The sequence below is a fragment of the Streptomyces sp. NPDC029164 genome (assembly GCF_055563995.1).
This window is the reverse complement of sequence record NZ_JBVHWW010000002.1, coordinates 53,225-67,941: the sequence shown is the minus strand read 5'-3', so window position 1 is coordinate 67,941 and position 14,717 is coordinate 53,225. Positions and strand designations below refer to the sequence as shown.

Sequence of the window (14,717 nt, the reverse complement as noted above, 5' to 3'; positions counted from 1 at the left end):
CCGGACCTCCGCCGCGGGGACACCTCCGCACCGGCCCGCCCGGTCGACCCCAACCACCTGCCGAAGCAGCTGAAGCAGGGCGTGGCCGGCCGGAGGCTACTCCGGCCGTTGCTCCGGGCCGCCGAAGTCCGGGCTGGTGAAGTCCTGGGGCGTGTAGCCGGGGCGGGGCCCCTCCGAGGGCGATCCGGGGCTGGTGAAGTCGGGCCGGGAGTATCCCAGGTTGGGGATGCGCCCGGCCGCCGGTGTTCTGGGGGTCGGGAAGCCCGGCCCCGCACTCGGATCGGCCAGCGCGTCCCGCAGGAACGGTATGATCCCCCGCTCCAGCAGGGCGTGCCGCCAGGCCTCGCGGGCCCGCGCCACCTCGTCGGGTACGGCCTCGGTCTCGTCCGCCACCACTTCGGTCGCGCTGTTGCGGACGGCCGTCACCAGCAGCCCGATCACCGCGAACAGCAGCGCCGCCACGGTGAGCGCGCCGAACAGCCAACCCGCCGTCAGCATCGTCTCGGCGAAGGCGGGTTCGGGCTCGATCAGCTTCAGGATGTAGCCCACGAGCAGGAATATGAGCATGGCCGTGCCCGCCAGGACGGGCGCGAGGACCGCGACCACGGCGCTGACGCCCGCGCCGCCGCCCATGCCCTGTCCGCCGTCCTCGTCGGCCGCGGCGCCGGGTGCGGACAGCACCTCGTCGCGTCGGTCCTCGCGGACCTTCACGTAGTGGCCGTACTCGGCGGCGGCGGCCGCCGCCAGCAGTGCGCTGGCCCCCTGGGCCATGGTGCGCAGTTGTTCGGCGTTCAGCCGTTCGCCGAGGGTGGCGAGCTCGGGCCGGTCGTTCGCCGTGCGCAGCGCCTCGTCGAGGAGCCGGTCGAATTCTGGTCGGTCTTCGGTCAGCAGGTGCGGAGCGCTGGTCATGTGCATCCCCCGATGCTCCGTGGAAGCCGGTATCCCCGCGTAGAACGGGGCACCGGCACAAACGGAGGAGAGCCTGCTACGGATAGAGCGATGGTAGAGCGCCCGCACCACGCCGTGACAGGGGCTTTCCGGAAATACCCCTATGCGTAAGCTCTCAGTCGCTCAGAGGGAGTTGTACGACAAGCAGCTTGCCCGCCATCGTCACCCCGCCGTCCATCGCGATGGCGAGCCCTTCCGCGTACACGTGGGGGCCGTCCACGGCCTCGGGGCCGCGCGCCTCGTCCCCGTCCTCGGTGCCCACCTCGCCGAGCAGGTACGGGATGGGGCTGTGCCCGTGCACGACGCGGCTGCCGCCGTAAGTGCCGAGCAGTTCGCGTACGGCCTGCGGGCCGGTGCCCTCGTCGCGGAAGGCGAACCGCTTGGTGAACTTGCGGAACAGGTCCCAAGTGATGTCGGCGTCGCCCCGGTTGAGGAGCTCGTGGATGGTGTCGTTGACGTCCTCGATGGAGTCGCCGTAGTCGAGGTACGCCGTGGTGTCGGAGTGCAGCAGCAGGTGGCCCTCCTCCAGGACGGCCGCGTCCAGCCGCGACATCCACTGCAGGTGTACGTCCTGCAGGCGCTCCATGTCGGAGCGCTGGCCGCCGTTGAGGAGCCAGGCGGCCTGGAAGGTGGCGGTTCCGGCGCCGGAGACCACGGGGGTGTCGCCGAACCGCTTGGCGCCGATGAGCAGCAGCTCGTGGTTGCCCATCAGGGCCTTGCAGTAGCCGCCGGCGGCGGCGGCCTCGGCGGACAGCCGCATCACGAGATCGATGACGCCGATGCCGTCGGGGCCGCGGTCGGTGAAGTCGCCGAGGAACCAGAGCCGGGCGTTGCCGGCGGACCAGCGGCGTTCCGCGTCGATGAGGCCCTGGGCGTGGAGTTCGGTGACGAGCTCGTCGAGGTAGCCGTGGACGTCGCCGACGACGTAGAGCGGGCCCGGGCCGTCGGCCGCGGCCTCCTGCGGGACGTACTGGACCTGGACGGTGTCGCCGGGACCGCCGAGGGCCCCGCGGCCGATGATCGGCAGGTCGCGGTGGGTCGGGGTGTAGCCCTCGAAGTCGTCGTCCTCGGGGGTGTGGGTCGTCGCGTGCACGGGATGCGAGGCCGGCGGCGTGGCGGGCGGTGCGGCGGGCGGCGCGGTCGGCGCCGGGGCGTAGCCGGGCTGTGGCGGCACGGCCGGCGTGCCGTCGTCGTAGTACGCCGGGTACTCGCCGTAGACGGGAGCCTCGCCGGGATGCCCGGAAGATACGGCGTACGGGGCGGGTTCGGTGACTGGAACCCGGAAGTCCCGCAGCGTGTCCGTCCGCATCGCGGGTCCCTGACCGGCCCCCTGAGTCATCGACCCCTCCACCACCGTCGCGCTGCCGTACACCTGCGGACCCTCCTGACCTCCGAGGAGGAGGGTCCGTGATGTCGTGCGCCCATCATAGGAATGCGGCTCGCGCTCTGTGACGCACCAGGGGTGGTGAATCCTTTGCGGAGCCGATCGTTCCTACCGTTTTATACCAATATTGGTGTTGCTGAAATGCTCGGCCGGGTGGTCGGCAGGCCGACCGGACGGTCTGCCGGTCAGTCCTTGGCCGGAGAACGGGGTGGACTGACGGTCGTACGCGGCTGCCTGCGCTGCGACGAGGTACGGATGATGAGCTCGGTCGGGACGACCTGTTCGACGGGGCGTCCGGTGTCCACTCCCTCGATCGCGTCGATGAGCAGCTGCACGACGGCGGTGCCGATGCGGCGCGGTTTGAGGGAGAGCGTGGTGATGGGCGGTTCGGTGTTGGCGTAGACGGTGGACTCGCTGCAGCACACGAGCAGCAGGTCCTCCGGGACGCGCAGGCCGTAGCGCCGGGCGGCGGCGAGCAGGTCGGTGCCGTTGGGGTCGAAGAGCCCGTAGACGGCGTCGGGCCGGTCGGGTCGGGCGAGGAGCCGGTCGGCGGCGACGGCGCCCGCGCACGGGTCGTGGGCGGGGTAGGACTCGTAGACGGGGTCCTGGCCGACGCGCTCGCACCAGTTGAGGTAGGCGGTGGTGGAGAGCCGGGTGTAGGTGTCGGTGGTGGTGCCGGTCAGCAGCCCGATCCTGCGGGCGCCGGCGGCGGCGAGGTGGTCGAGCAGGCCGAGTACGGCGGCCTCGTGGTCGTTGTCGACCCAGGCGGTGACGGGGAGGGAGCCTGCGGGGCGGCCGTCGGAGACCACGGGCAGGCCCTGGCGGACCAGTTCGGTGACCACGGGGTCGTGGTCGGAGGGGTCGATGACGACGGTGCCGTCGAGGGCGACGTTGGACCACACGTCGTGGCGGGAGGTGGCGGGGAGGATGACGAGGGCGTAGCCGCGGGCGAGCGCGGCGGAGGTGGCGGCCCTGGCCATCTCGGCGAAGTAGGCGAATTCGGTGAAGGTGAAAGGTTCATCCCCGTACGTCGTCACGGTCAGGCCGATGAGGCCCGACTTGCCGGTACGGAGGGTGCGGGCGGCGGCCGACGGGCGGTAGCCCAGCCGGTCGGCCACCTCGCGAACGTGGCGGCGGGTGGCGTCCGGCAGCCGCCCCTTGCCATTGAGCGCGTCGGAGACGGTTGTGATGGAGACGCCCGCCGCGGCGGCCACGTCCCTGATGCCGGCCCGGCCCTGTCGGCCGGCGGCCCGCCGGGTGGTCTCGGTCCGGCTCACCTGATGCTTCCCTGCTGCTGTCATGGCGAGCCGATAGTAGGGCTCGGTGGGGTGGGTGGTCCGGGTGCATATGCACGCGTTGACAGGCACGATTCTGCATGGTTCGCCACCCCCAATGACCTTGGAATTGAAGGCATTTGATCGCTGAGGGTGAGGGTGGAGCTTGTCGGCGGGTCCGGGCATGCCAAAACGGTGTGGTCTCGGGACGGTCTCAACTCACCTGCACGAGGGACGCGCGCCACGGCGCAGGCCACCGGCGCGCGCATATATGCGCGCGCTCCCCCGCATATCAGGCGCCCCCATTCTCGGAACGGCGGAATCCTCATAAGGTGAGCAGTATTGAGTCGACGGCGACGTCGGACGGGACGGTCGAGGAGGACCTGCGGTGAGCGAGAAGAGCCCGAAGCTGCGCGCCGAGCTGGACGGCATTCCGACGTACAAGCCCGGGAAGCCGGCTGCCGCGGGAGGGCCCGTCGCGTACAAGCTGTCGTCGAACGAGAACCCGTACCCGCCGCTTCCGGGGGTGCTGGAGACCGCGGTCTCGGCGGCCGGCAGCTTCAACCGGTACCCCGACATGGCCTGCACCGGCCTCGTGAACGAGCTCGCCGAGCGCTTCGGCGTGCCGGTCGAGCACATCGCCACGGGCACCGGCTCGGTCGGTGTGGCCCAATCGCTGATCCAGGCGGCGGCCGGCCCGGGCGACGAGGTGATCTACGCCTGGCGCTCCTTCGAGGCGTACCCGATCCTCACGCAGATCTCGGGCGCGACCTCGGTGCAGGTCCCGCTGACCGACGGGGACGTCCACGACCTGGAGGCCATGGCGGCGGCGATCACCGACCGCACCCGGCTGATCTTCGTCTGCAACCCGAACAACCCCACCGGCACCGCCGTGCGCCGCGCCGAGCTGGAGCGCTTCCTGGACCGGGTGCCCTCGGACGTCCTGGTGGTCCTCGACGAGGCGTACCGCGAGTTCGTGCGCGACACGGACGTCCCGGACGGCGTCGAGCTCTACCGCGACCGCCCGAACGTGGCCGTGCTGCGTACGTTCTCGAAGGCGTACGGCCTGGCCGGCCTGCGGGTCGGCTTCGCCATCGCGCACGAGCCGGTGGCCGCGGCGCTGCGCAAGACGGCCATGCCGTTCGGCGTCAGCCAGCTCGCGCAGGACGCGGCGGTGGCCTCGCTGCGCGCCGAGGACGAGCTGATGGGCCGCGTCGGGGCGCTGGTGGGCGAGCGTGCGCGGGTGCACGAGACGCTGCTCGCCCAGGGCTGGTCCGTGCCGGACACCCAGGCGAACTTCGTGTGGATGCGGCTGGGGGAGCGGACCGCCGAGTTCGCGGCGGCCTGCGAGAAGGCCGGTGTGGTGGTCCGGCCCTTCGCGGGCGAGGGCCTGCGGGTCACGATTGGTGAGACCGAGGCGAACGACCTCTTCCTGCACACGGCGGAGGCGTTCTTCAAGGAGCTGTAGGCGGCCGTGGCTGTCCTGGCGGCCGGACCCGGTGGGGGCCGGTCAGGCCAGTTCCACCCGGATGGGATCGCCGTCGCGGACGGTGGAGAGCAGGCGGGGGTCGCCGTCGAACGAGCCGAGCACGTTGCAGGGGCTCGCCAGGCGGCTCTCGCCTCCGCGTGAGATGGGCGTGGGGCCGTAGGGGAGCGCGAGCGCGTCGCCCTCGGTCCAGAACGCGACCGTGCCCGGCTCGACGACCTGCTGGGCGTCGTGCTCCAGGGCCACGGAGACTCCGGTGTCGAAGTAGACCTCCTCGCCCCAGGTGTTGGCGGAGGCGGAGATCGGAAGGGCCCCGGCCAGTGCCTTGCTGGTCGGGGTCTCGTCGAGGGTCGCGGTGAGCTGGCCCGCGGGCCAGGAAATCCGTATCTGCATGAGCCGTATTCAACAATCTGTTGAATAAATTGGCTAGAGGGGTACCCCGCCTGAAGGCTGCCGGCAGCGGTACGACATAATGCTTGTGAATGTGAACGCGTTCACAAGCGTGTCCCGGTTCCTCCCGGATTGAGTGGGACACATACAGGCAGACTGCCGCGTGACCACGGCGACGCGAAGGAGACGTGACGTGGACCTAGCTTTGGCGCCGGAGACTCTGGCGCGATGGCAGTTCGGCATCACCACCGTCTATCACTTCCTCTTCGTACCCCTGACGATCTCGCTCGCCGCGCTCACGGCCGGCCTGCAGACCGCATGGGTGCGCACCGAGAAGGAGAAGTACCTCAGGGCCACGAAGTTCTGGGGAAAGCTTTTCTTGATCAATATCGCGATGGGCGTCGTCACCGGCATCGTCCAGGAGTTCCAGTTCGGCATGAACTGGTCCGACTACTCGCGCTTCGTCGGCGACATCTTCGGGGCCCCTCTGGCCTTCGAGGCGCTGATCGCCTTCTTCTTCGAGTCGACCTTCATCGGTCTGTGGATCTTCGGCTGGGACAAGCTGCCCAAGAAGATCCACCTCGCCTGCATCTGGATGGTGTCCATCGGCACCGTCCTGTCCGCGTACTTCATCCTGGCGGCGAATTCCTGGATGCAGCACCCGGTCGGCTACCGCATCAACGAGGAGCGGGGCCGGGCCGAGCTCACCGACTTCTGGCTCGTGCTCACCCAGAACACCGCCCTCACCCAGTTCTTCCACACCATCACGGCCGCCTTCCTGGTGGGCGGTGCGTTCATGACCGGCATCGCGGCCTTCCACCTGGCGCGCAAGAGGCACATCCCCGTGATGCGGAGCTCGCTGCGGCTCGGCCTGGTCGTCATGATCATCGCCGGCATGGGCACGGCCCTCAGCGGTGACCTGCTCGGCAAGGTGATGTTCAAGCAGCAGCCCATGAAGATGGCCGCCGCCGAGGCACTCTGGGACGGCGAGGCGCCGGCTCCCTTCTCGGTCTTCGCCTACGGCGACGTCGAGAAGGGCCACAACAAGGTCGCGATAGAGATTCCCGGCCTGCTGTCCTTCCTGGCCAACGACGACTTCACCTCCTTCGTCCCGGGCATCAACGACGTCAACAAGGCGGAGCAGGAGAAGTTCGGCCCCGGCGACTACCGGCCCAACATCCCGGTCGCCTACTGGGGCTTCCGCTGGATGATCGGCTTCGGCATGGCCTCCCTCGGCATCGGCGTGCTGGGCCTGTGGCTGACCCGCAAGAAGTTCATGCTGCCGCCGGGTCTGCGTACCGGGGAGGACGAGGTCCCGAAGCTGGTCCTCTTCAAGAAGGCGCTGAGCCCGAAGTTCGCCAACCTGTACTGGATCGTCGCGCTCTGGACGATGGGTTTCCCGCTGATCGCCAGCTCCTGGGGCTGGATCTTCACCGAAATGGGGCGCCAGCCCTGGGTGGTCTACGGGGTCCTGCGCACCCGGGACGCGGTCTCGCCGAACGTCTCCCAGGCCGAGGTGCTCACCTCGATGATCGGCTTCACCCTCCTCTACGCGGTGCTCGCCGTCATCGAGGTCAGGCTCCTCGTCAAGTACGTCAAGGCCGGACCGCCCGAGCTCACCGAGGCCGATCTCAACCCGCCCACCAAGATCGGCGGGGACGACAAGAACCCCGACCGGCCGATGGCCTTCTCGTACTGAGGCTGAGGAGACCGCACCATGCAACTCCACGACGTCTGGTTCGTACTCATCGCCGTTCTGTGGACCGGCTACTTCTTCCTGGAGGGCTTCGACTTCGGAGTCGGCGTACTGACCAAGCTGCTCGCCCGCGACCGTACGGAGAAGCGGGTCCTGATCAACACCATCGGGCCCGTGTGGGACGGCAACGAGGTCTGGCTGCTCACGGCGGGCGGTGCGACCTTCGCCGCCTTCCCCGAGTGGTACGCCACCCTCTTCTCCGGCTTCTACCTGCCGCTGCTGCTCATCCTGGTCTGCCTCATCATCCGCGGCGTCGCCTTCGAGTACCGGCACAAGCGCGCCGAGGACCGGTGGCAGACCAACTGGGAACACGCGATCTTCTGGACCTCGTTGATCCCCGCCTTCCTGTGGGGCGTGGCCTTCGCCAACATCGTCCGCGGTGTGAAGATCGACGAGAACATGGAGTACGTCGGCAGCCTCTTCGACCTGCTCAACGTCTACTCGATCCTGGGCGGACTGGTCACCCTCACCCTCTTCACCTTCCACGGGGCGGTCTTCACCTCGCTCAAGACGGTCGGTGACATCCGGGACCGCTCGCGGAAACTGGCGACGGGGCTGGGCGCCGTCACCGCCGTGCTGGCCCTGGTCTTCCTGATCTGGACCCAGGTCTCCCGCGGCGACGGCAAGAGCCTGATCGCCATGGCCGTGGCCGTGCTGGCCCTGCTCGGGGCGCTCGGTACCAACCTGAAGGGCCGCGAGGGCTGGTCGTTCGCACTGTCCGGGGTCACCATCGCGGCGGCCGTCGCGATGCTCTTCCTGACGCTCTTCCCGAACGTCATGCCGTCCTCGCTGAACGACGCCTGGAACCTCACGGTCACCAACGCCTCGTCCAGCCCGTACACCTTGAAGATCATGACCTGGTGCGCGGCCGTGGCCACCCCGCTCGTCCTCCTCTACCAGGGCTGGACGTACTGGGTGTTCCGCAAGCGGATCGGTACGCAGCACATCGTCGACGTGCACTGAGTTCCCGCGCCACCCCGCCTGTCCGACCCTCCCCTGGGGGATGTTTCACGTGAAACCGATCGACCCGCGCCTGCTTCGGTACGCCCGCTCCACCCGCCTTTTCCTGGGCGCGGTCGTGGCCCTGGGGCTCGTCGGGGCGGGGCTGGTCGTCGGTCAGGCGATGCTGATCGCCGAGATCGTGGTCGGAGCCTTCGAGAAGGGCCTGGGCGGCGAAGCGCTCCGGACGCCGCTGCTGCTGCTGGCGGCGGTGGCGCTCGGGCGCGGCCTGATCGCCTGGCTGACGGAGCTGGCCGCGCACCGCGCCAGCGCGGCGGTCAAATCGGAACTGCGGGGCCGGCTGCTGGACCGGGCCGCGGACCTCGGCCCCGGTGGGCTCACCGGGCAGAAGACCGGGTCGCTGGTGTCACTGGCGACCCGGGGTGTGGACGCGCTCGACGACTACTTCTCCCGCTACCTGCCCCAGCTGGGGCTCGCGGTCGTCGTGCCGGTGGCGGTCCTCGCCCGTATCGTCACCGAGGACTGGGTGTCGGCGGCCGTCATCGTGGTCACGCTGCCCCTGATTCCGGTGTTCATGGTGCTCATCGGCATGGCCACCCAGTCCCGGATGGACCGCCAGTGGCGGCTGCTGTCCCGGCTGTCGGGGCACTTCCTCGACGTGGTGGCCGGACTCCCCACGCTGAAGGTCTTCGGCCGGGCCAAGGCGCAGGCCGAGTCGATCCGCAAGATCACCGACGACTACCGGCGCGCGACGATGCGGACCCTGCGCATCGCCTTCCTCTCCTCCTTCGCGCTGGAACTGCTGGCGACCCTGTCGGTGGCCCTGGTCGCCGTGACCATCGGCATGCGACTGGTCCACGGGGAACTGGACCTCTACACCGGCCTGGTCATCCTGATCCTGGCGCCCGAGGCGTACCTGCCGCTGCGGCAGGTGGGGGCGCAGTACCACGCGGCCGCGGAAGGACTCGCGGCCGCGGAGGAGATCTTCGAGATCCTGGAGACCGCCGCCACCGGTCCGGCGGGGACGGCCGAGCTGCCCGCCGGCGTCCCCCTGCGGATCGAGATCGAGGGGATCGCCGTCCGCTACGAGGGCCGGGGCGAGGACTCTCCGGGGCCGGTCTCGCTGACCGTCGCACCGGGGGAGAGCGTGGCCCTCACCGGTCCGAGTGGCGCGGGCAAGTCCACACTGCTCCAGGTGCTGCTGGGGTTCGTGACCCCGACCGCGGGGCGGGTGCGGATCGCCGGCGTGGACCTGGCCGAGCTGTCGCCGGCGTGCTGGCGCCGGCAGGTCGCGTGGGTGCCTCAGCGGCCGCACCTGTTCGCCGGGACGATCGCCGAGAACGTCAGGCTGGCCCGCGCGGGGGCGTCCGACAGCGAGGTGGCCGAGGCCCTGAAGGACGCCGGGGCCTGGGAGTTCGTGACCGCGCTGCCGCGCGGGGCGCAGACCCTGCTCGGTGAGGGCGGCGTGGGACTGTCCGCCGGGCAGCGGCAGCGGCTGGCCCTGGCGCGCGCCTTCCTGGCGGACCGGCCCGTACTGCTGCTGGACGAGCCGACGGCGTCCCTCGACGGCGAGACCGAGGCGGGCATCGTGGACGCGGTCCGGCGGCTGTCCGCGGGGCGGACCGTGCTGCTGGTCGTGCACCGGCCCGCGCTGCTGGCGGTCGCGGACCGGGTGGTCCCGATGGCGGCGGGCGGGCCCGCCGAGCTCCTCGCCGACGGGCGCCACCTCAAGGGGCCGCTTGCCGGGCCCCATCTCGATGGTGTTGTTCCCGAGGGGCCGGACCGTGAGGGGCTGCTCCCCCACCTGGGCGTTTCCCGTGACGGGGCCTCATCGTCCTCCGGCGACCGCGGCCCGGACGCCGGGGAATGGATCCTCGGCTCCGCGCCCGAGCGGGTGCGGGCCGGCGGCGGGACCGACGCGCGGGGGGCCGATCCGCTGCGCCGGGTGCGGACGGTGGCCAAGGCCTGGCAGGGACGGTTCCGGCTCGGGCTGCTGCTCGGGGCGCTGGCCGTCGGATGCAGCGTCGGCCTGATGGCCGTGTCCGGCTGGCTGATCTCACGGGCCTCCGAACAGCCGCCCGTGCTCTATCTGATGGTGGCCGTCACGGCCACCCGGGCCTTCGGAATGGGCCGCGCCGTCTTCCGGTACGCGGAACGGCTCGTCTCCCACGACGCCGTGCTGCGGATGCTCGCCGATCTGCGCGTGTCCGTCTACCGGCGGCTGGAGCGCATCGCACCCGCGGGGCTGCGCGAGCACCGGCGGGGGGACCTGCTGGCCCGACTGGTGGCCGACGCCGACGCCCTCCAGGACTACTGGCTGCGCTGGCTGCTGCCGGTCGGCACCGCGGTGCTCGTCGGGACCGGCTCGGTCGCCTTCACCACCTGGCTGCTTCCCGAGGCCGGAGCCGTGCTCGCCACCGGGCTGCTCGCCGCCGGTATCGGGGTGCCGCTGGTCAGCGGGGCCTGCGCCCGCCGGGCGGAGCGCAGGCTCGCGCCGGCCCGGGGCGAACTCGCCACCAGGGTGGCCGATCTCCTCACCGGCACCGCGGAGCTGACCGTGGCGGGTGCGCTGGAGGACCGCAAGGGCCGGGCGCGTGAGAGCGACGGCCTGCTGACCCGCATCGCCGCGCGGGGCGCCGCCGCGAGCGGGCTGGGCGGCGGACTGTCCGCCCTCGTGTGCGGGCTCACCGTCGTGGCCGCCGCGGCCGTCGCCGCGAACGCCGTCCACGACGGACGACTGTCCGGGGTGGCCATGGCCGTCGCGCTCCTCACGCCCCTCGCGGCCTTCGAGGCGGTGAACGGACTTCCGCTCGCCGTCCAGTACCGCCAGCGGGTGCGCCGTAGCGCCGAGCGGGTCTACGAGGTCATCGACGCGCCGGTCCCGGTCGCGGAGCCGGAGCAGCCCACCGTGGCCCCGGCCTCGCCCTTCCCGCTGCGGCTGACGGGGCTCGCCGCCCGCCACCCCGGCCAGGACCGTGACGCCCTGCACGGGCTGGACCTGACCCTGGAGGCCGGCCGCCGCATCGCCGTCGTCGGCCCCTCGGGCTCAGGCAAGACCACGCTGGCCCAGATCATGCTCCGCTTCCTGGATCCGCGCGAGGGCGCCTACACCCTGGGCGGGACCGACGCGCGCACCCTCGACGGCGACGACGTCCGCGCCCTCGTGGGCCTGTGCGCTCAGGACGCGCACATCTTCGACAGCTCGGTGCGGGAGAACCTGCGCCTGGCCCGGACCGGGGCGAGCGAGGAGCAGCTGCGGGACGCGCTGGCCGCGGCCCGGCTGCTGGAGTGGGCCGACGGACTTCCGGACGGCCTGGACACCCTGGTCGGCGAGCACGGCGAGCGGATCTCGGGCGGTCAGCGCCAGCGCCTGGCCCTGGCCCGGGCGCTGCTCGCGGACTTCCCCGTACTGGTCCTGGACGAGCCGGCCGAGCACCTGGACCTGGCCACGGCGGACGCCCTGACGGCGGACCTGCTGGCCGCGACCGAGGGCCGGACCACCGTGCTGATCACGCACCGGCTGGCCGGCCTGGAGGCGGTCGACGAGGTGCTCGTGCTGGAACACGGCGAGGTGGTGCAGCGCGGCGCGTACGCGGAGCTGGCTGCGGCCGAGGGACCGCTGCGGAGGCTGCTGGAGCGGGAGAGGGCCACGGACGGGACTTTGGCCAGCTTTCCCCGCTAATGGGGACTAACTAGTCTCAAGAGCATGTCAGCGCAGCAGTCGCAACAGTCGCCGGATCCCTCGGATCCGCTGCCGGATCCCTCGCCGGCCACACCGGCCGTGCCCGTGACGTCGGACCCGCTGGTGGCCGCCACCGAGGCCACCAGCAGCCTGCAGGGCCTGTCCACCGAGCTCACGGCCCGGGTACCGCAACTGCTGGAGGCGATGCGGTCGGTCGGGACCGGCCTTGAGCTGCACTCCACGCTGGACCGCATCTGTGAGACCGCGGCCGAGCTCGCGGGCGCCCGTTACGCGGCGATCGGCGTGGTCGACACGGAGGGCCGCGGGCTCTCGGACTTCGTCACCCACGGGATCTCCCCGGAGCTGGCCCGGAGGATCGGACACCGTCCGGACGGGAAGCGGGGCCTGCTCGGAGCACTGATCTCCCATTCCGACACCGTGCTGCTCGCCGATCTCATGAAGGATCCGCGCTCCGCGGGGATCCCGGCGCACCACCCGCCCATGAAGACCTTCCTCGGTGTCCCGATCCGGGTGCAGGGAGAGATCTTCGGCAATCTCTACCTCGCCGAGAAGAACGGCGGCGGCGAGTTCAACGACTACGACGTCCACATGGTCCGGGTCCTGGCCACCGAGGCCGGCATCGCCATCGGCAACGCCCGGCTGTACGAGGCCGCCACGCAGCGCGAGCGCTGGATCGACGGCTCGGTGGCCGTCACCACCGCCCTCCTGTCCGGTGGGGACGCGGATGACGCCCTCGTGGTGGTGGCGGAGCAGGCCCGCCGGCTGGCCGACTCCTCCGCGGGGATCGTGCTGCTGCCGGCCGAGGAGGGCGGGATGGAGATCGTCGCCGTCTCGGCCGAGAATCCGGCCACCTCGCTCGGCGTGGTGATCCCGGCCGAGAGCCCGGTGGTGGAGAGCCTGTTGCACGGCGAGCCCGTCTTCGTGGACGACGCCTCGTCCGACCCCCGCATGGTCAGCAAGCTGACCAGTCAGTTCGGGCCCTGCATGATGCTGCCCCTGCACAGCGGCGGGCGGGTGCTGGGCGCGCTCGTCACCCCCCGGGGGCGTGGGAAGCGTCCGTTCAGCGAGGCCGAGCGGACCCTGGCCACTCAGTTCGCCTCGCAGGCGGCGCTCGCCCTGATGATGGCCGAGGCGCAGCGCGACCGTGAGCGGCTGGCCGTGTTCGAGGACCGGGACCGGATCGCCCGCGACCTGCACGACCTGGTCGTCCAGCGGCTGTTCGCCACCGGGATGATGCTGGAGGGCGCCCAGCGCCGGTCCATCGTTCCCGAGGTCCGCGACGGCGTGGGCAAGGCCGTGGACGAACTGGACGTGACGATCCAGGAGATCCGCACCGCCATCTTCGCCCTCCAGCAGGGTCCGGCGGAGGCCCCGTCCGGGTTGCGCACCCGGGTACTGCGGGAGATCAACATGGCCGCCGTACCCCTGGGCTTCAAGCCCGCGCACCGCTTCCTCGGCCCGATCGACACCGTCGTCGACGAGCTGGTCGGCAAGAACCTGATCGCCGCGCTGCGCGAGGCGCTGTCCAATGCCTTCCGCCATGCCGACGCGTCCCGGATCGAGGTGGTCGTCGACTCCACCGTCACGCTCGCCGACGGCCGGCCGGGTGTCCGGCTGGAGGTCGCCGACGACGGGGTGGGCATCCCCGAAGGGGGCCGGCGCAGCGGGCTGCGCAATCTGCGCCGACGGGCCGAGTCGCTGGGCGGCGCGAGTTCGTACGGCCCGGGCATCGGCGAGGACGGCGGCGGGACCACCCTGGTGTGGGAGGCCCCGCTCTGAGGTGCCCGCCGCTGCGGCCCGATCGCCCGGAGCCGCTGCTCAGGCCTGCTGCCGCCGTGCGATGAGCCCGGTGCTCAGGCCTGCCGCCGTGCGATGAGCCCGGTGCTCAGGCCTGCCGCTGTGCGATGAGCTCGGCCAGGATCCGCTCGATGACGAGGGCGACCCCGTCCTCGTTGTTGGCGACCGTACGGCCGGACGCGGCCGCGATCACATCCGGGTGGGCGTTGCCCATGGCGTACGAGGTGCCGGCCCAGCTGAGCATCTCGACGTCGTTCGGCATGTCCCCGAACGCGACGACCTCGGCGGGGGAAATGCCGCGCTCGGCGCAGCACAGCGCCAGCGTGCTGGCCTTGGAGACGCCGTGCCCGCTGATCTCCAGCAGCGACGTGGGGCTGGAGCGGGTGATCGACGCGTAGGCTCCGGCGGCGGAGCGGGCCAGCGTCAGGAACTCGTCCGGGGCGATCTCGGAATGGTGCGCGAGCAGCTTGAGCACGGGCGCCGCGCCCCCGGCCGTGTCCTCCCACAGCAGCTCCTCGGCCGTGGCGATCCTGGCGGCCGGGTCCTTGAAGAACGGCGGGTACGCCGGCTCGTAGTTGATGCCGGTGGTCAGCTCGACCGCGAAGGACGTCCCGGGTGCGGCGATCCGCAGGGCGTCGACGACGGCGAGTGCGGCCGCCCGCGGGAGGGACCTGACCTGGACGAACTCCCGTCCGGCGTGCAGGTCGACGACCGCCGCGCCATTGGCGCAGATCGCGAGGCCGTGCCCGTGGACGTGGTCGCTGACCACGTCCATCCAGCGGGCCGGGCGTCCGGTGACGAAGAAGACCTCGATCCCGGCCTCCTCGGCGGCGGCGAGCGCGGCGACGGTACGCGGCGAGACGGATTTGTCGTCGCGCAGCAGGGTGCCGTCGAGGTCGGTGGCGATGAGCCGGGGAGTGGGGGTGGGCCCGTCCGGGCGCTGGGGAGCCGAGGTCACGCTCCATCTTCGCCCATGGTCGGGGACGGCCGGACCATGATCGGGTCCGGATGCCGCGCCG

At 71.3% G+C, this 14,717-nt stretch carries 10 protein-coding genes; 5 read left to right on the top strand and 5 right to left on the bottom strand.

Going from position 1 to position 14,717, the window contains the following annotated elements:
- Window positions 1-96 precede the first annotated feature (96 nt).
- From ACZ4VT_RS02815 to ACZ4VT_RS02805, 3 genes are all read right to left on the bottom strand, one after another.
- Window positions 97-915: a hypothetical protein gene (locus tag ACZ4VT_RS02815; RefSeq protein WP_467946011.1), complete on the bottom strand. Its 819-nt coding sequence runs from the start codon at window positions 913-915 to the stop codon at window positions 97-99.
- A 148-nt stretch (window positions 916-1,063) separates the two neighbouring features.
- Complete coding sequence (locus ACZ4VT_RS02810; RefSeq protein WP_467946009.1) at window positions 1,064-2,287, bottom strand: metallophosphoesterase; 1,224 nt, start codon at window positions 2,285-2,287, stop codon at window positions 1,064-1,066.
- Window positions 2,288-2,517: 230 nt separating this feature from the next.
- The gene (locus tag ACZ4VT_RS02805) at window positions 2,518-3,633 is read right to left on the bottom strand and encodes a LacI family DNA-binding transcriptional regulator (RefSeq protein ID WP_327414982.1); all 1,116 of its coding nucleotides are present in this window, start codon (window positions 3,631-3,633) and stop codon (window positions 2,518-2,520) included.
- A gap of 361 nt (window positions 3,634-3,994) precedes the next feature.
- Between ACZ4VT_RS02805 and hisC the strand changes: the two genes are divergently transcribed.
- Window positions 3,995-5,074, top strand: coding sequence for a histidinol-phosphate transaminase (hisC, locus tag ACZ4VT_RS02800; RefSeq protein WP_030707773.1), 1,080 nt, complete (start codon window positions 3,995-3,997; stop codon window positions 5,072-5,074).
- Between the two features lie 42 nt (window positions 5,075-5,116).
- On the opposite strand, the gene ACZ4VT_RS02795 is transcribed toward hisC, so the two are convergent.
- Window positions 5,117-5,485, bottom strand: a complete 369-nt coding sequence (locus tag ACZ4VT_RS02795) for a cyclophilin-like fold protein (RefSeq protein WP_362811707.1) — start codon at window positions 5,483-5,485, stop codon at window positions 5,117-5,119.
- Between the two features lie 190 nt (window positions 5,486-5,675).
- Between ACZ4VT_RS02795 and ACZ4VT_RS02790 the strand changes: the two genes are divergently transcribed.
- The 4 genes from ACZ4VT_RS02790 to ACZ4VT_RS02775 are packed head-to-tail and all read left to right on the top strand — an operon-like array spanning window position 5,676 to window position 13,680.
- Complete coding sequence (locus ACZ4VT_RS02790; protein ID WP_467946007.1) at window positions 5,676-7,181, top strand: cytochrome ubiquinol oxidase subunit I; 1,506 nt, start codon at window positions 5,676-5,678, stop codon at window positions 7,179-7,181.
- Between the two features lie 18 nt (window positions 7,182-7,199).
- Complete coding sequence (gene cydB, locus ACZ4VT_RS02785; protein ID WP_362811712.1) at window positions 7,200-8,201, top strand: cytochrome d ubiquinol oxidase subunit II; 1,002 nt, start codon at window positions 7,200-7,202, stop codon at window positions 8,199-8,201.
- A 49-nt stretch (window positions 8,202-8,250) separates the two neighbouring features.
- The gene (gene cydD, locus ACZ4VT_RS02780; protein ID WP_467946005.1) at window positions 8,251-11,880 is read left to right on the top strand and encodes a thiol reductant ABC exporter subunit CydD; all 3,630 of its coding nucleotides are present in this window, start codon (window positions 8,251-8,253) and stop codon (window positions 11,878-11,880) included.
- 24 nt (window positions 11,881-11,904) lie between these two features.
- Window positions 11,905-13,680, top strand: a complete 1,776-nt coding sequence (locus ACZ4VT_RS02775) for a GAF domain-containing sensor histidine kinase (protein ID WP_467946003.1) — start codon at window positions 11,905-11,907, stop codon at window positions 13,678-13,680.
- A 106-nt stretch (window positions 13,681-13,786) separates the two neighbouring features.
- Here ACZ4VT_RS02775 and ACZ4VT_RS02770 read toward each other — a convergent pair whose 3' ends face one another.
- Complete coding sequence (locus tag ACZ4VT_RS02770; protein ID WP_467946001.1) at window positions 13,787-14,656, bottom strand: Cof-type HAD-IIB family hydrolase; 870 nt, start codon at window positions 14,654-14,656, stop codon at window positions 13,787-13,789.
- Window positions 14,657-14,717: the final 61 nt, after the last annotated feature.